This is a genomic window from Wielerella bovis (assembly GCF_022354465.1).
In the GTDB taxonomy this organism is placed as follows: Bacteria; Pseudomonadota; Gammaproteobacteria; order Burkholderiales; family Neisseriaceae; genus Wielerella; species Wielerella bovis.
On record NZ_CP092361.1, the window covers coordinates 1,835,436 to 1,851,600 of the forward strand.

General features: G+C 42.7%; 18 protein-coding genes and 1 tRNA gene. 6 read left to right on the forward strand and 13 right to left on the reverse strand.

Annotated features, from left to right (window positions below; genetic code table 11):
* Positions 1-21: 21 nt before the first annotated feature.
* From MIS45_RS08950 to MIS45_RS11400, 7 genes are all read right to left on the reverse strand, one after another.
* Positions 22-684, reverse strand: coding sequence for a hypothetical protein (locus MIS45_RS08950; protein WP_249450273.1), 663 nt, complete (start codon positions 682-684; stop codon positions 22-24).
* Positions 685-781: 97 nt separating this feature from the next.
* Entirely contained in the window at positions 782-2,473 is a 1,692-nt protein-coding gene (gene dld / locus MIS45_RS08955; protein ID WP_249450274.1) for a D-lactate dehydrogenase, read from the reverse strand.
* 208 nt (positions 2,474-2,681) lie between these two features.
* A complete protein-coding gene (locus MIS45_RS08960; RefSeq protein WP_249450275.1) occupies positions 2,682-2,954 on the reverse strand; it encodes an ACT domain-containing protein in 273 nt (90 codons plus the stop codon).
* 259 nt (positions 2,955-3,213) lie between these two features.
* On the reverse strand, positions 3,214-4,785 hold the full coding sequence (locus tag MIS45_RS08965) for a phospholipase D family protein (RefSeq protein ID WP_249450276.1): 1,572 nt from the start codon (positions 4,783-4,785) through the stop codon (positions 3,214-3,216).
* Between the two features lie 89 nt (positions 4,786-4,874).
* On the reverse strand, positions 4,875-5,357 hold the full coding sequence (locus MIS45_RS08970; RefSeq protein ID WP_249450277.1) for a DUF4442 domain-containing protein: 483 nt from the start codon (positions 5,355-5,357) through the stop codon (positions 4,875-4,877).
* 109 nt (positions 5,358-5,466) lie between these two features.
* A complete protein-coding gene (gene ptsN, locus MIS45_RS08975; protein ID WP_249442290.1) occupies positions 5,467-5,916 on the reverse strand; it encodes a PTS IIA-like nitrogen regulatory protein PtsN in 450 nt (149 codons plus the stop codon).
* 36 nt (positions 5,917-5,952) lie between these two features.
* Entirely contained in the window at positions 5,953-6,081 is a 129-nt protein-coding gene (locus MIS45_RS11400; RefSeq protein WP_283397417.1) for a hypothetical protein, read from the reverse strand.
* Between the two features lie 130 nt (positions 6,082-6,211).
* Here MIS45_RS11400 and MIS45_RS08980 point away from each other — a divergent pair, with 130 nt between their 5' ends.
* Positions 6,212-7,018, forward strand: a complete 807-nt coding sequence (locus tag MIS45_RS08980) for an integrase core domain-containing protein (RefSeq protein ID WP_249445581.1) — start codon at positions 6,212-6,214, stop codon at positions 7,016-7,018.
* Positions 7,019-7,188: 170 nt separating this feature from the next.
* Here the strand turns inward: MIS45_RS08980 and MIS45_RS08985 are convergent.
* Positions 7,189-7,264 (reverse strand) — tRNA-Asn (locus MIS45_RS08985).
* Between the two features lie 108 nt (positions 7,265-7,372).
* Entirely contained in the window at positions 7,373-8,593 is a 1,221-nt protein-coding gene (locus MIS45_RS08990; RefSeq protein WP_249445681.1) for an aspartate kinase, read from the reverse strand.
* Between the two features lie 432 nt (positions 8,594-9,025).
* Between MIS45_RS08990 and MIS45_RS08995 the strand changes: the two genes are divergently transcribed.
* The 4 genes from MIS45_RS08995 (at position 9,026) to coaD (ending at position 12,612) form a co-directional block, all read left to right on the forward strand.
* Positions 9,026-9,652 (forward strand): Fe-Mn family superoxide dismutase, encoded by a 627-nt coding sequence (locus tag MIS45_RS08995; protein WP_249450278.1) that lies wholly within the window; start codon positions 9,026-9,028, stop codon positions 9,650-9,652.
* Positions 9,653-9,735: 83 nt separating this feature from the next.
* Positions 9,736-10,680, forward strand: coding sequence for a LysR substrate-binding domain-containing protein (locus tag MIS45_RS09000; RefSeq protein ID WP_249450279.1), 945 nt, complete (start codon positions 9,736-9,738; stop codon positions 10,678-10,680).
* Positions 10,681-10,682: 2 nt separating this feature from the next.
* Complete coding sequence (locus tag MIS45_RS09005) at positions 10,683-11,879, forward strand: YihY family inner membrane protein (protein WP_249450280.1); 1,197 nt, start codon at positions 10,683-10,685, stop codon at positions 11,877-11,879.
* A gap of 223 nt (positions 11,880-12,102) precedes the next feature.
* Positions 12,103-12,612, forward strand: a complete 510-nt coding sequence (gene coaD, locus MIS45_RS09010) for a pantetheine-phosphate adenylyltransferase (RefSeq protein WP_249442295.1) — start codon at positions 12,103-12,105, stop codon at positions 12,610-12,612.
* Positions 12,613-12,649: 37 nt separating this feature from the next.
* Here coaD and MIS45_RS09015 read toward each other — a convergent pair whose 3' ends face one another.
* From MIS45_RS09015 to MIS45_RS09025, 3 genes are all read right to left on the reverse strand, one after another.
* Positions 12,650-13,741: a DUF2868 domain-containing protein gene (locus MIS45_RS09015; RefSeq protein ID WP_346766871.1), complete on the reverse strand. Its 1,092-nt coding sequence runs from the start codon at positions 13,739-13,741 to the stop codon at positions 12,650-12,652.
* 59 nt (positions 13,742-13,800) lie between these two features.
* A complete protein-coding gene (locus MIS45_RS09020) occupies positions 13,801-14,124 on the reverse strand; it encodes a hypothetical protein (RefSeq protein ID WP_249450281.1) in 324 nt (107 codons plus the stop codon).
* Positions 14,125-14,210: 86 nt separating this feature from the next.
* On the reverse strand, positions 14,211-14,717 hold the full coding sequence (locus MIS45_RS09025) for a GAF domain-containing protein (protein ID WP_249450282.1): 507 nt from the start codon (positions 14,715-14,717) through the stop codon (positions 14,211-14,213).
* 68 nt (positions 14,718-14,785) lie between these two features.
* Here MIS45_RS09025 and MIS45_RS09030 point away from each other — a divergent pair, with 68 nt between their 5' ends.
* Positions 14,786-15,682 (forward strand): beta-1,6-N-acetylglucosaminyltransferase, encoded by an 897-nt coding sequence (locus MIS45_RS09030; protein ID WP_249450283.1) that lies wholly within the window; start codon positions 14,786-14,788, stop codon positions 15,680-15,682.
* 86 nt (positions 15,683-15,768) lie between these two features.
* On the opposite strand, the gene cyaY is transcribed toward MIS45_RS09030, so the two are convergent.
* Positions 15,769-16,095: an iron donor protein CyaY gene (gene cyaY / locus MIS45_RS09035; RefSeq protein ID WP_249449581.1), complete on the reverse strand. Its 327-nt coding sequence runs from the start codon at positions 16,093-16,095 to the stop codon at positions 15,769-15,771.
* Positions 16,096-16,165: the final 70 nt, after the last annotated feature.

Sequence of the window (16,165 nt, forward strand, 5' to 3'; positions counted from 1 at the left end):
GGCTTTCAGGCAGCCTGAAAATTATTCAAATTCGGTAATTTCACGATTTAAATAAATTTTATCATCAATTCTGGTTTCTATTGGGAGATAGAAATGGTAGTCTGGCAAATAGTAGCCAATTTCTTTTTTTCGCTTATCCCATTCCCATACACATTCCACTTTCTTGGCTTGCCCTTTGATATTTGGGTGCAAAGTTTTGGCTGCAACCATTGATGTAATTTGACAAATCGTATCGCCCAAATTCTCTTCAAGATTAAAATAATTCTGTTGATACTGAAATACTGTGCCGACTTCCGCTTTCTGCCAATCACGCATATTTTGTTGATATGAAACCAAATTTATTTTGGCGGTGTGATTTTTGGCGATACTTTCCGAGCGCAATGACAACCATTGCCCTAAAAAAGAAAATTCTTTTGTTTCATAACTTTGTGTTAATGTTGTCTGATAAACAATATTGGGGGTATCGGTTTGTTGAATAAAATATTGAATTTGCATTGGCTTGTCATTATCTGAATGATAAATCAGGCTTATTTTATTAACAAAATATTTTGGCTCACCAATCTGATAAGGCGCGACCAATTTTTTCAAATCATCGCTCACTTGAATCATCGGCGCTTTTTGCGTAACCGTGTTTTGACACGCCACTACGACCAATGCTGTGAATAAAATCATCATCTTTTTCATGATTTATCTTTCTTTTTTCAGGCTGCCTGAAACAATGTAGCACTGATGTGTAGGATGCAACTTGCTGCACCCTACCTTTCAGGCTGCCTGAAAAATATTACTGCCAATTTTTCTTTTTAGAAGTATGCCCAATCCCCACATTAAAACTATTGGTCGGGTCAAGTTTGCGGTAAAACGCTTTCAATTCAGGTTTCGCTTCATACAAATGCCCCACATTATGCTCGGCAGGATATTGTGCGCCGCGCTCGTCCAGCAATGCCAACATTTCGTGTTCCAAAGCCAGCCAATCATTGCCTTTTTTCACAATATAATCCTGATGGAAAACATGGCAGAAAAAATGCCCATAATACAATTTATGGCTGATTTTGCTGTCAATGCTTTCAGGCAGCTTTTCATACCAATCCGTGTCATTGCGGCGCAAGGCGATGTCCAACGCCAAAATTTCTTCCACTTCATCGGGGTGTACCGCGCGATAACGCACCGCCGCACTCGCCACCGCAAAACGGTGCAACATGGCAGCCTGCGCTTCTTGCGGATTGCATTCAAAAAACGCGCCTTTGGCAGAATCGGCAAACAGGTTTTGCAAATATTGGCGCGCCTCGTCCACGCCATCGCCACCCATTTTGATGATTAAATGGTGTTCAAATTGCGCGTGATAATCCAACATTTTTTGTGGCAAATGTTGCGGTAAAAATTTGGACGCAAATTGCAAGGCGCGGTCAGAAAAATGCTTGGGTAACATTGGGATTTTTTTCGCCAAACGGTCTGCGCTGGCTTTGGCGGCGAACATTTTGGGTAAATTTGCTGTGCCAGCATGTTTGATGATGTAAAACATGTCTTTGCCATAAGTCAGCGCAATATCAAACGCGGTGCGATGAATGTATTCGCCCAAAATCGGTAAACTTTTGAAATTGCCCAACATATCGCGGCGAATTTGTGTCAAAACTGCCGTGTCATTGGTGCCGAGATAAAATACCGCCGTGTTTTTTTCCGCAGGGAAAGTGTCCAAACGCACGGCAAACACCGCCAATTTACCCGCGCTGCCCGAAGCCTCATAGTGTCGTGCAGGGTCGGCATTGAAACGCGCTGGTGTATTCGCATTCACATCGCGCACATGGTTGCAGTAGGCGTGGTCGTGTCCTTTGCCGCCAGCCTGAATGTCTTTGCGTTGGTAGTGATGTCCCTGTAAATTCGTCAAAATTTCTTCGGGTGTGTCGCCCAAATCAATACCCAAATGGTTTACCAATTCCAATTCGCCTTGCGCGTTAATTTGCGCGTACAACGCCATTTCCGTGTAAGCAGGTCCGCGCTGTACCAAAGAACCACCCGAATTGTTGCACACCCCACCCACCACAGACGCGCCAATGCAAGATGAACCAATCACAGAATGTGGTTCACGTCCAAGCGGTTTCAGTTTCAGTTCCAATTCGTTTAAGGTAGAACCTGCCAAACACACCACTTGTTCATTATTGTTAATCAACTGAATACCGTTGATTTTCATCGTGTTAATAATGACAATATCGCGGTCATAATCGCCACCTTGTGGGGTAGAACCGCCCGTCAAGCCTGTGTTGGCAGCTTGGCTGATGACCACCACATCTGCCGCCACGCACGCTTGCAAAGCCTGCCATTGTTGCAGCAAAGTTTTCGGGCGCACCACCGCCAAAGCCGCGCCTGAACCAAAACGGTAGCCTTCTCGGTAGGGCAATGTTTGCGCTGGGTCGGTTAAAACATCGTTTTCGCCAACGATTTGGCGCAGTTGTTCTAATAATTGTGCTTGCGTTGTCATAATGTTTTCCTTTGTTCAAAATATTCAGGCAGCCTGAAAGAAATTAGAACCTATATTCATAAGATTGATTGCTTGATTGTATTGCCAATTTTTGCGGATACAAGGCGACTTTTCATGTCAATATTGAACATATTGGCATGAACAGTTAACGCAGTAGGTGCATAAAGTGGCGATAAAAATAAGTTATTAAGATTGTGAATACAGGTTCTTAAATACGATGCATGGCGTTAAAAATATCTTCGTGTTGAATGCGGATTTGCAGCGCGAGTTTTTCGCTTTCTTGACTGAACAAGTCGGCTAATTCGGTAGGCGATTTAGAGCATTTGCTGGTATCCACCAAAATAACCATCGTAAAAAAATCGTTCATCAGTTGTTGGCTGATGTTTACAATATTAATTTGGTTTGCCGCCAATAATTTAGCAACATCATACACAATGCCAACACGGTCTTTGCCAATAACAGTAATCACAGATTGAGACATTTTCTTTCCTTTCAAAAGGATATGATTGAATAAAATCGTGTCAATGAAAATAAAATCATACGATACAACGTAGTAGTAGTATGTTTGTTCTTTTCATTGGCTGTTAATCCATTATAACCATAATTAAAACAATTAAGGTAGAAACCTTTATCAAAAATAGGGTATGGCGTATGATTTAGTTTAAATATACTTATAAATCAAATAAATATAAATTAAGGCAGCCTGAAAACATGATTTTTTTGTTTTCAGGCTGCCTTATTTATAACAAACGTTCAATCGGTAACCACGACAAAACTCGGCTAATTGCACGTTTCCAAAAACTCGCTTCGGGTTCACGATGACTGGGCGGTGCATCAGCGTTTTGCGGGTCATACCATTGCAATTTACCTTGTTCGTTTAGACTAACGTGATACGCATTATGTTGTGCTTGCTCATGCAAACGCTGCTCCATTTGCTGTGCCAGTTGCGGATTATGTAACACCAAGCCCATTTCCGTATTCAAGCGTGCCGAGCGTGGGTCAAGATTAAACGAGCCAACAAACATGCGTTCCTTGTCCACAATAAATGTTTTGGTGTGCAAACTGGTGGACGAGCTGCCCGTTAAACCCTTGTCGCGTAATGTATATTGACTGCCATCCGATTTTAATTCATACAATTTCACACCCGATTGCAATAATGGCTTGCGATAACGCAAATAACCCGAATGTACCGCTGCAACATCGGTTGCGCGTAAAGAATTGGTCAAAACCGTAGTTGTCACACCTTGTTGTTCCAAATCACGCAATATTGCGACACCCGATTGAGTTGGCACAAAATATGGACTAACCAAATACATTTCGCGTTGTGGCGTACCCAAAGCGCGACGCATTTCCGCATTAATATCCACTTGCACATCACGGTCTAATGCTTTGGCGGGGTCATCGCTGACCAATTGTGCTTGCGCCGCAATATACGGCACACCTGCGCCCGATGCAGCCTGAATAATGGGTGCTACTTGCAAAGTTTGTTGATAATGTTGCAACACAGGATTTTTTTCATAATCCAAGCGCAATTTTTCTTCGCCACGCACAATATTATATTTTTTAACAATACTTTCAATGGGATAAGCAGATTGACTGCGCCAATAACGGTCAAATTCCTGCGAAATGCGCGTAACAATGCCGCCACTGACCAACACGTCCACATCCGAAAATACGGTTTCATCGCCCACATCAAAATATTCATCACCAATATTGCGTCCACCAATGATGCTGGCACGATTATCCGCTGTCAGTGATTTATTGTGCATACGGCGATTAACGCGTGGAAAATCATGTAGATAACCCAATGCGCGCCAACGCCGATTCAAAAATGGATTGAATAGCCGCACTTCAATTTTCGGGTGTTGATTCATGACCATCAACACATCATCCATGCCGCGCGTATTGTTATCATCCAGCAACAAGCGCACACGCACGCCACGTTCTGCTGCTTGATAGAGTTTTTGCAACAATAGGCTGCCTGAAATATCGTTATGCCAAATATAATATTGCGTATCAATAGATGTTTCTGCATTTTCTATCAATTTGATACGCGCGGCAAACGCATCTTGTGCGTTATCCAAGATATAAGTATGCGCGTTGAATTTGGGTTCGCTGCTGGATTCGTCTGATTGTGCTTTTGTGTCAGCAGCAGTTAGTGGTGGTAATTGCAAAGCGCGTTCCAGTTTTTCGGCACGCACGGTGGGAATATAAATACTTGGTGTGCGGTTGGATAAATCAGGTAGCGTGGTTTGACACGCAGCAAGCAAGATGATGCTGGTATAGATGGTTATTTTTTTGAAATACAACATAAGTGTGTGAAGAATATGATGAATTATATGAAAATTAAAAAACAAAAGGCAGCCTGAAAGTATTTTTTTATTTTCAGGCTGCATAATCATTATGGACGATGTTCGCGTTTTAATCGCACATAAACAATGCGTTTGGCTATGGCGATGGTTTCATTGTGAGCATCAAATAAACGCACGGTAAATTCGGGCAAATGTTTTTCGCCATTGGCAGCCGCATTTTTTATTGCGTCAATTTCTGCATGACTTAAACGGCATTCCAAAAAAACTTCGCCGTATGCGGCTTTGACAAAATCAATATGGGCTTCTTTGTCCCACACATAATAGGATTTTCCCAAAATATTTTGCAGCATCATGGCATAAATCGGGTCGGTAAACTTGAATAAACTGCCACCAAATTGGCTACCATGCATATTTTTGGTAAGTTTCCAATTTTTCATTTTACCTTTGACTGCGGTAAAATCTTCGGCAATTTCGGTGATGACAATGCCTGAAAACAACAAGGGTAGCCATAAGTTGATACGACGTTTCATGATTTGTGCGGGAGTACGCGAGCATTTTAGCCAAGAAAACATAAATATCCTGAAAATATGTCAATTAAAATAAAGACCTGTATTCAAAAGATGAGAATACAGGTTTTTTATATTTTCAGGCTGCCTTTTGATGATGAGGCAGCCTGAAAAATTATGCTTCGCTTAATAATAGACGATGCACGGTTTCTTTATCAGCATGCAGCAGTTCATCACGAATGTGCTTATCCGAGAATTTGCTTGCCAAATGCGACAGAATTTCCAAATGTTCACCTGTCGCTTGTTCGGGTACGAGTAAGACAAATACCAATGAAACTGCTTTGCCATCGGGAGCATCAAATCCCACAGGCTCTTTTAAACGTGCAAACAAACCTGTTACATTTTGCACGCAAGAGGAGCGTCCATGTGGAATAGCAACACCTTGCCCCAAACCTGTTGAACCGAGTTTTTCACGCGCAAATAAACAGTCAAAAATCATTTCTTTGGGAAGCCCAGATTCACTTTCCAGCATTTCTGCCACTTGTTCAAACAAGCGTTTTTTGCTGCTGGTTTCCAAGTCCAGCACAATACGTGAAAAAGGAAGAATATCGCCAATGACTTTCATGTGATGCAACTTTTAAAAAATAAACAGGTGCGGATTTTAACGCTTGCTTACATACTCTACAACATTTTCCATTAAATTTATATTTTTCAGGCTGCCTGAAAAGATATTCCAATCTGAAACTTTTGCCAAACCCCAAAGTGCAGACCAAATTCTTGGATCCGACATTTTTCATGCTCCACAACTATAGTGAATTCAATTTAAATCAGGACAAGGCGACAGCGACCGCCGTGTACACCTAGTACATAAGGTGTAGAAATTACTAGCGTTGTTTACAGTATTGAAAGACAATACTGCCATGAATATCCATAAGAACACTCGCCTTACCCCACACCATCGTCAAGCCATTTGGCTAGCTTATACGCAAAACAAAGAAAGCGTTACTTCACTGGCTCGCCGTTTTATGGTTAGTCGCCAAACCATTTATCGTGTACTGAAAGCCGCTCGTCTTCGCCTACTTAAACCGCAAAACAGCACCAACAATCGTTTCAAACAAGCAAAATACGGTATGAAACGATTAGCCAAAGTAGAACGAGAAATTCAAGAGAAACTCAAAAAGCAAGCACAACGATACAATAAATCTTATCCTGGCGAAATGGTACATGTAGATACCAAACGCTTACCTTTACTTAAAGGACAAAAAGCAACGGATAAACGTGAGTATCTGTTTGTTGCTATTGATGATTTTTCTCGTGAGTTGTATGCTGCCATTTTGCCTGATAAAACTGCTACAAGTGCGGCTAAATTTCTAACTGAACAAGTCATAGAGCCTTGCCCATACCAAATTGACTGCATTTATTCAGATAATGGTAGTGAATACAAAGGTGCGGCAAATCATGCGTTTGGTGTGGCGTGTTTTGAAAACAATATCAATCAAAAATTCACTCGCCCAGCACGTCCACAAACCAATGGCAAAGCGGAACGCGTAATACGAACGATTATGCAGATGTGGTATGAGAAAACAGAGTTTACTGATCCATTGCATCGGCAAAAGGAATTATGTCGTTTTGTGAATTTTTATAATACTGTAAAGCCGCACAGTTCCTTAAATGGCGATACGCCATTTGAAGTGTTACAAGCTTATTTTTCTCAACCTGTTGTGTAAACAACTCGGTTTATTTCTACACATAAGGGAGCTGGCAACGCTGTACTGGTTTAAATTGAATTCACTATAATTTCAAACGACTATGGTATTTGTATAGCACGCAATGGATACACAGCAAAATAATATGTAAAAAGAAAACCGCCTAAACAAATGCTTAGGCGGTTTAAATTTGGCTCCCCGAGCTGGGCTCGAACCAGCGACCTGCGGATTAACAGTCCGTCGCTCTACCGACTGAGCTATCAGGGAATGAATGCTTGCATTATACAGGAAGCCTGAAATTTGTCAAATCATCTTTTGATATTATTTTTTATATAATTGTTCAAAAAAGAAATTTAATTTCAGGCAGCCTGAAAACTATTTATCCAAATCAAATTCTTTGTGCAACACGCGTGTTGCTAATTCCATGTATTTTTCATCAATCAACACAGAAACTTTGATTTCAGAGGTAGAAATCATTTGCAAATTGATGCTTTCAGCTGCCAATGCACGGAACATTTGTGCTGCCACGCCCACATGTGAACGCATACCTAAACCCACGATAGACACTTTACATACCGCATCATCGCCACTTACTTCGGTTGCGCCAATAGAATCTTTCAGGCTGCCTAATAAATCCAAAGTGTGTTTATAATCACCGCGTGGTACGGTAAAAGAAAAATCAGTCGTGTCTTCGTTGCCTACATTTTGAATAATCATATCTACATCAATGTTTGCATCTGCCACAGCGCCCAAAATTTGGTATGCAATCCCTGGTTTATCGGGCACGCCTCGCACATTAATGCGCGCTTGGTTTTTATCAAATGCCACACCAGCCACTACTGCTCTTTCCATGTTTTCATCTTCCTCAAAAGTAATTAATGTTCCATCGCCACCATCTTGCAGGCTACTCAATACGCGCAAACGAACTTTGTATTTACCTGCAAATTCCACTGAACGAATTTGCAAAACCTTGCTGCCCAAACTTGCCAATTCCAACATTTCTTCAAAAGTGATGGTATCCATTCGTTTGGCTTCGGGAACAACACGCGGGTCAGTAGTATAAACACCGTCCACATCGGTATAGATTTGGCATTCGTCTGCTTTTAACGCTGCTGCCAATGCCACCGCCGATGTATCCGAACCACCGCGTCCCAAAGTAGCAATATTGCCTTCGGTGCTGATACCTTGGAAACCTGCCACAATCACGACACGTCCAGCGTTTAAATCTGCCAGCATTTTTTCGCTATTAATGTCTTCAATACGAGCTTTGGTGTGTGCCGTATCGGTTTTCACAGCAACTTGCCAACCTGTGTAACTCTTTGCATCTACGCCAATATTTTTCAACGCCATTGCCAACAAACCAATGGTAACTTGCTCGCCCGTTGCCAACACCACGTCTAATTCACGTGGGTCAGGAAATTCTTGCATTTCGTGTGCTAACGCGACCAAGCGGTTGGTTTCGCCACTCATGGCAGACACCACCACCACGACATCATGACCCTCATCTCGCGCTTTTTTCACGCGATTGGCAACATTTTTGATTCGCTCGGCAGAACCAACCGAAGTGCCACCATATTTTTGTACAATCAACGCCATTTTCTGCTTCCTATTTTGATATAGATGGAAAAAGTTGTTTGGATTGTAGCATAAAATTTCATTTCTGGTAGTGGCAAACAAGATTGTTTATTTGGACGTGGCATTTTATAAATATATTTTATTTTATAAATACTTATATAAATAATTACAGTCCCTGCGAAATAAAAAATAGAATATTTAAGTATCCCCCCCTATTCAGTTGCGTAAGAAATTCATTTTCTTGTTTTCAGGCTGCCTACCGAAATAGGCAGCCTGAAAATAAAAATTCATATTTATCACAATATTCAAAACACAATACACTTTGCGCAATAAAAACTGCCAATTCTTTTTATAGCAAAACCCAAGCCTTTTCAGGCTGCCTAGAACTTGCCGAAATAGCTGTATAACGCTATCATGCCAGTTTTGAAAACAACCACACATAAGGAACACAAAATGGCATTCACTCTTCCAGAATTGGGTTTTGCTTACGATGCGTTAGAACCATTTTACGATGCACAAACTGTTGAAATCCACCACAGCAAACATCATCAAACCTATGTAAACAATGCTAATGCAGCGGTTGAAAGTTTGCCTGCTGAATACCACAATTTGTCTGCCGAAGAAATCATTTCGCGTGTCGCTGAATTGCCAGCGGATAAACAAATGCCTGTTCGTAACAATGTAGGCGGTCATGCAAACCATTCTTTCTTCTGGGAAAACTTGAAAGTCGGTACAACCTTATCAGGCAACCTGAAAGCAGCTATTGAACGTGATTTTGGTAGCGTAGACACATTCAAAGAGCAATTTGAAAAAGCGGCGCAAACTCGTTTTGCATCAGGTTGGGCATGGTTGGTATTGAACAATGGCAAATTGGAAATTGTTTCTACGCCAAACCAAGACAGCCCATTAATGGGTAAAGCGATTGCAGGTTGCGAAGGCACGCCGTTGATGGTATTGGATGTTTGGGAACATGCTTACTATTTGAAATTCCAAAACCGTCGCCCTGACTACATTAAAGAATTTTGGAATGTTGTAAACTGGGATAAAGTTCAAGCACGTTTTGATGCGGCGACTGCTTAATTAATCGTATTATGCCCGATTCAGCCTTGTTGCCTTTTGCAAACAAGGCTGTTTTTGCACATGCTTAACAAGAAAGAAAACCTATGAAATTGCAACAGTTGCGTTATGCGGTGGAAGTTTTCCGTCGTAATTTAAATGTATCCGATGCTGCCGATGCTTTGTTTACTTCGCAACCAGGGGTATCTAAACAAATTCGTTTACTGGAAGAAGAATTGGGGACACAGATTTTTATCCGCAGCGGTAAACGCATTGTCGCGGTAACGCAAGCAGGTGTCAAAATCTTGGAAACGGCAGAACAAATTTTACGCAATGTACAAAATATTAAAAACATTGGCGGCGAGTTTTCTGATACACAATCAGGTGTATTAACCATTGCTGCTACGCATTCACTCTTACGTTTCAGGCTGCCTGAAACCATTTCTGCTTTTCAGGCAGCCTATCCCGATGTGCGTTTGATTTTAAAACAAGGTTCGCCCGCTGAAATTGCCGAAATGGTGTTCAATGGAGAAGCCGATTTAGGCGTAGGCAAAGATGTACCACAAAATGCCACAGAACTACGCAAATTATCTTACAGCGCATGGCGATATGTCTTGATACTGCCGCATGAACATAAATTGGCGCATCAATCCCACATCACTTTAACAGACATCGCTGCCCATCCTTTGCTGACCTATGATTTTACATTTGACACAGGTTCAGCGGCAGCACGAGCATTTGCACGCGCCAAATTAGCCGCGCAAACGGTATTTACTTCCGATGACAGCGCGATTTTGAAACAATATGTTCGCTTAGGCTTAGGCATAGGTTTATTGGACGATACCGCATTCCATACCACAATGGATACAGATTTAGCGATGCGAGACATTGGGCATTTATTTGAACCATGCGAATACAAAATCCTATTGCGTGGCGATGCTTTATTGCGTGGCTATGCTTATGATTTTATGCAATTATTACACCCAAGTTTAACACGCGACCGCATCAATCATTTGATGTATGCGCCCGCCATTGAAGATTTTTCTATTTAATCATGCAATCCCGATTAGGCAGCCTGAAAAATGCGCGCAGTTTCAATTTTGCGCGATTTATTTGGCGAAGATTTGACGAAACAGGTATCACGCAAGCAGCAGGCAGTTTAACCTTTACCACGCTGCTGGCATTGGTACCTGTTTTGGCGATTATGCTGGTTGTCGTTACCGCATTTCCCATGTTTGATGACCTCGTTACGGCTTTTTTAAACTTTGTAAACAGCATCATCGTTCCTAGTGGCGCAACAGCGGTCAGTGATTATTTGGAAACTTTCAAATTACAAGCAGGCAAACTCACCACCATCGGCATCATCGCCATGCTGATTACCGTCTTAATGCTGATACAAACCATTGAACAAATATTCAACCGCATTTGGGCAGTACGACAACAACGTTCATGGTGGATACGCTTACCAGCCTATATTGCCCTATTGATACTCGTCCCACTTGGCACAGGTATCAGCCTAACCCTTTCCGCCATTATTTTACCGTTTGACAGTTTAGCCCGAGAATATCCCCTATTTTCAGGCAGCCTGAAAAGCGCGTGGCAAATTGCATTAGACACTTTGGCTTTGGCTTTACTGTATCGCACCGTTCCCAATAGCCACGTTCCCTTGCGCCACGCATTCAGCGGTGCATTACTTACCGCTATTTGTTTAGAAGGCGCAAAATGGGGGTTTGGCGTTTATCTGCGCCACTTTAATAGTTACGAACTGGTATATGGCGCATTTGCCGTTGTCCCCGTATTTCTCATCTGGCTCCACTTACTGTGGACAATTGTATTAACAGGTGCATTACTTACCGCATGCAGCAACTATTGGCACGGCGGCGCATTTGAACGCACCGATGCCCACACCTTATTTGATGATGTCATCAGCATGATGCTCTTACTCACTCACACTTATTACACCGAAGAATTTCTCCGCGTCCGCCACTTTCGCCAACAGCTCAACATTGGCTACGACCGCATAGAACGCATATTGCAACATTTAGAAAAACACGGCTATGTTCAACGTTTAAAATACGGTTGGCAACTCAATAGGCAGCCTGAAAACATTTTACTATCTGATTTATTTGCTTTATTTGTATACGACACCCATGATAAACACGGCAACAATCCTATTTTGCGTGAAAAAATGCAAACCTGTGTCCACCATTTGAACACCAGCTTGGCAGATTTATATCAGCAGCAAAAATAGTCATTTAAAATAGTGTCCCAATAAAACAAAAATAGGTCAGATTCTTGAATTAAATATTTATTTTGATTTGAAATATCAGATATGAGTATCCAACCTACGCGTTTTCAGGCTGCCCTTCCTCATATAACAAAAAACAAAAAGCAGCCTGAAACCCAATTTTATTTGACGGCAAGTTAAACAACACTTACCCTTATCCATTCTATATCATATTCACAAACCCACCATGCCAAATAAACCCACTCGCCGCGCCGTGTACGCAGGCAGCTTTGACCCGCCCACCAATGGGCATTTATGGATGATAACCGAAGCACAACAACTGTTTGATGAACTGATTGTTGCCATTGGTGTTAATCCCGACAAACGCAGCAACTACACCCTAGCCGAACGCAAACAAATCCTAGAAGAAATATGCCAGCCCTTTTCAAATGTCCAAGTTGCCTCATTTGAATACGAGTATTTGGTAAATTATGCCTACGATGTTGGTGCAGATTTCATTGTACGCGGCATCCGTTCCGCCAGCGATTACGAATATGAACGCGCCATTCGCTACATCAACGCCGATTTGCAACCTTCCATCCAAACCGTGTTTTTGATGCCCCCACGAGAAATTGCCGAAATTTCTTCCACTATGGTCAAAGGTTTGGTTGGACCAAAAGGTTGGCGCGAAATCGTTCATCGCTATGTTCCCGAACCTGTGTTTAAGAAAATTTTGGCAGATAATGCTGATAAATAAAAAAGGCAGCCTGAAAAAGTTTCAGGCTGCCTTTTATTTATTCTAACCACGCCCAACCATGTTGCGACAAGATTTCTCGCCATTGCACCACAATTTCCATATTGATCGCATCCACATCATCATGCAAAAACTGCACCACTATGCCCGCTTGTGCCGCTTGCGCCAATTTTGTCAGCGTCCGCATCACGCCGCGGTCTGGTACATGATGCGCGCGCACGCCCACCAATAATTGCACCGATTGTTGCGCCAATTCATCCAACAAAATTGCCACATCGCCGCGTTCCGCTAACACGCCTTTGTTTACCCAATCTTGCCCCAAAATTTGCTCAAACCATTGCGGATTTTTTGGCGGTGCATCTAACACAATCGCCCATCGTGCGCCCTGTGCGTCCAATGAAATTTTGGGTGCAATGTGTGGAATGTCATCGGCACGATAATCGCTGGCATCATCCACAATTTTTTGCTGCCATTTTTGGCTGATATTTTGATAATACGGTAAATTTAAATCTATTTCAGGCTGCTTTTGACGGCGTTGATACACGCAAATTGCCCACGCCAACAAACGCGGTAAACAGCCATAGCACAGCAAACTGCCCAGCAACAAACTGCCCCAAGTCGCCGCGTGTTCCGCGTGATAGGCATTTTGTGCCGCGCGTACCATGTCATCGGTTGGCACGGCAAAACCCAATTTACTCGGCAGCCATGCCAGCACCGCAATAATTTGGGCAAAATGGTTGCCATTGAGCAACGTGCTTTCCCAGTTAAACTGATATTGACGCACAATCAGCAGTAACAAAACCGCAGCAAACATGCCACCCAAACCACACAATGCCAAACGATGACTCATGGCACCGCGTGTCCATTTGGCGCGTGGTTGCATGGCAGCTTGCGTGTACAATTCGGTGAGCGTTTGCCCAATGCTATCACGGCTGCCTGAAAACAACGCGGCGTGTGGCATATTTGGCGTTTTGTTGAGACACAAACCCAATAACCACACAATTAGCATCAGCGTGTTGATGCCGAGTACGGCAAACAAAATCAGAAAAAAATTCAGGCTGTCTTGTTGCATCATGCCGTATGTGCCGATAAAACCAAACACAAACCAAATCACGCTCGCTGCGGTTAGCATAAAATGTAAACGGCGTTGATGCGTTGTCAAGCGGTTGGCAAGTTGTTGGTCGCGGTCTATTAATTGGGCGCGGCGATGGAGTTTGCTGCGAATATCGCCATCGGTGTGGCGCAGCAATTCGGTGATGCTGTTGGGGTCGCTGGGAAAAATGTGTCCGCGTTGTTCCAGTAAGCGGATAAATTCGGTGTGTAAATACATATTTTTTGAATGATTTGTTTTTCAGGCTGCATGGGAAAAATAGGCAGCCTGAAAGGATATAAATGGTTTTCTGGACGACCGATGGTAGGCGTGATGACTGCTACGGTATAATTGGCTGGCTGGCTGGCTGGCTGGCTGGCTGGCTGTGGATGTATTGCATTTTGACTATTCTCACTATTTTGCATATTTTCAGGCTGCCTTAATATTTATTATTGTTTTAACAAGATTTTTTCAGGCTGCCTATTTTATAAAAGCAGTCTGAAAAAACGATTTACGCCATTTCAGGTACATTCAAACCGTCCGTCAGCGCATCGCATAATTCACGCAAATAACGCGCATCTATCTCATCAAATGTTGCCAATTCCGTGTGGTCAATATCCAACACGCCGACAATTTCGCCGCGTTTATTGTAAACAGGCAACACAATTTCCGATTGCGACAAAGACGAACACGCAATATGGTCAGGGTGCGCGTTCACATCAGGCACCACCATAATTTGATTTTGCGCCCACGCCTGCCCGCATACACCTCGTCCTTTAGCAATACGCGTACACGCAATCGAACCTTGAAATGGCGCGAGAATCAGCTCATTCTTCGCCGTATCCACCCAATAAAACCCGACCCAAAACCAGCCAAAATGCTCTTTCAACACCGCGCAAACATTCGCCAGAGTCGCAATAAACAAATCACTATCCGCTTCAATTAAACCACGCAATTGTGGCAATAATTGCTCATATTTTTCCGCTTTATCCGTACCTGATAAATGAATTTCGTGCATGATATTTCCCTTTCTTAATCAATATTTTTCAGGCAGCCTGAAACCCACAAGCATTGTAACAGATTGCCTTGACAGAACATATTTTAACCACAGCCAACAATTTAGCGTACAATCCCATCAATCAATCCCCCAATTTGTCAGCCATGTCCAACGCCTACCTGATTCTCTGCCACCACGCCCCCTTGCACATTCGCACGCTCGCCCTGCGCCACCCAAACGCACATTATTATCTGCATTACGATGCACGCGCCCCGCTTATCAAATTAGACAGCCTAAAAAATCTACCTAATGTTCATATTTTACGCCACCGCATTGCCGTTAATTGGGGCGGATTTTCCATGATAGAAGCCACGCTCGCCCTATTTCAGGCTGCCTTATCTAACAAAAATAATCAATATTTTCATTTAATTAGTGGAGATTGCGCACCCTTATTATCACCCGAGCAACTTGCCGAACAATGCGCCATGCAGCCTGAAAACACCATTTGGCTACACAGCGAAAACACGCCACACTTACGCTATCGCACCCGTTTTAATGCACCACACGCCGATACCACTTGGCAACGCCATTTTATCGGCAAGATATTGACACGCAGCCTGAAAATTGCCGATAAAATTTTGCCCAGCAAGGAAATATGCCTATCGGGCAGCCAATGGTTTTCTGCCAATCGTGCCGCCTTGCAATTATTGTTTAACGAAAGTTTGGGCGATGCCACCGCGTATTTTGAGAAAAAATTGGTGCCAGATGAACATTTTTTTCAATACATTGTGGCACAAAATATCGATAAATTTCATCATATTAATCAAAATAAACGCTTGATTCGTTTTGCTGATGCTGCTGCCAATCACCCCGATTTTTTAACTCTGGATGATTTGTGGGCAGCGCAACGTGAAGGTGCGTGGTTTGCGCGAAAAGTGTCAGCGGAACACATAGCGCGTTTTTTGCAATATGAACCAGATGTGTAATTTCATCACAAAAGGCAGCCTGAAACGAGTCAAAATAGCTTTCAGGCTGCCTTATTTCAATTATTTATTTTAGAAAAATACGATTTTCAGGCTGCCTGAAAAACCGCCACGCACACTTCTTCCCCAACTGCGGCACTCAAAGCTTCGTTCAAAACCTCAAAAAATTCACGTTGTTCGCGCGTGGAAAACCACACACCATCTTTTTCGGCAAAATGGTAGCCACCACTTTTCGCCGCAATCCACAATTCCTGATTGGGCGTGTGGCGATTAACAATGATTTGCGTGCCATCGTCCGCTTCAATCGTCAGCACATTGCCCGCCAGCAAACAATCCAAATCGTAATCATCCAACTCATCTTCAATATGGGCAAAAAGCGCATCAGAATGTTGCAAAAATTCAGTTTCGGTCATGATTTTATGTGTCCAAATGTTGTAAATGTTTTAAAATGGCGAACATTTTGCCAGTTTTCAGGCAGCCTGAAAA

Coding starts and splice junctions, on each gene's coding strand:
- MIS45_RS08960 (WP_249450275.1), bottom strand. CDS start 2,954: ATGTCTCAATCTGTGATTACTGTTATTGGCAAAGACCGTGTTGGCATT.
- MIS45_RS08965 (WP_249450276.1), bottom strand. CDS start 4,785: ATGTTGTATTTCAAAAAAATAACCATCTATACCAGCATCATCTTGCTT.
- dld (WP_249450274.1), bottom strand. CDS start 2,473: ATGACAACGCAAGCACAATTATTAGAACAACTGCGCCAAATCGTTGGC.
- MIS45_RS08990 (WP_249445681.1), bottom strand. CDS start 8,593: ATGGCGTTGATTGTACAAAAATATGGTGGCACTTCGGTTGGTTCTGCC.
- MIS45_RS09020 (WP_249450281.1), bottom strand. CDS start 14,124: ATGCAAAATAGTGAGAATAGTCAAAATGCAATACATCCACAGCCAGCC.
- MIS45_RS08950 (WP_249450273.1), bottom strand. CDS start 684: ATGAAAAAGATGATGATTTTATTCACAGCATTGGTCGTAGTGGCGTGT.
- MIS45_RS09000 (WP_249450279.1), top strand. CDS start 9,736: ATGAAATTGCAACAGTTGCGTTATGCGGTGGAAGTTTTCCGTCGTAAT.
- MIS45_RS08970 (WP_249450277.1), bottom strand. CDS start 5,357: ATGTTTTCTTGGCTAAAATGCTCGCGTACTCCCGCACAAATCATGAAA.
- MIS45_RS08980 (WP_249445581.1), top strand. CDS start 6,212: ATGAATATCCATAAGAACACTCGCCTTACCCCACACCATCGTCAAGCC.
- MIS45_RS09015 (WP_346766871.1), bottom strand. CDS start 13,741: ATGCTAACCGCAGCGAGCGTGATTTGGTTTGTGTTTGGTTTTATCGGC.
- MIS45_RS11400 (WP_283397417.1), bottom strand. CDS start 6,081: ATGTCGGATCCAAGAATTTGGTCTGCACTTTGGGGTTTGGCAAAAGTT.
- MIS45_RS08995 (WP_249450278.1), top strand. CDS start 9,026: ATGGCATTCACTCTTCCAGAATTGGGTTTTGCTTACGATGCGTTAGAA.
- MIS45_RS09005 (WP_249450280.1), top strand. CDS start 10,683: ATGCAATCCCGATTAGGCAGCCTGAAAAATGCGCGCAGTTTCAATTTT.
- ptsN (WP_249442290.1), bottom strand. CDS start 5,916: ATGAAAGTCATTGGCGATATTCTTCCTTTTTCACGTATTGTGCTGGAC.
- coaD (WP_249442295.1), top strand. CDS start 12,103: ATGCCAAATAAACCCACTCGCCGCGCCGTGTACGCAGGCAGCTTTGAC.
- MIS45_RS09025 (WP_249450282.1), bottom strand. CDS start 14,717: ATGCACGAAATTCATTTATCAGGTACGGATAAAGCGGAAAAATATGAG.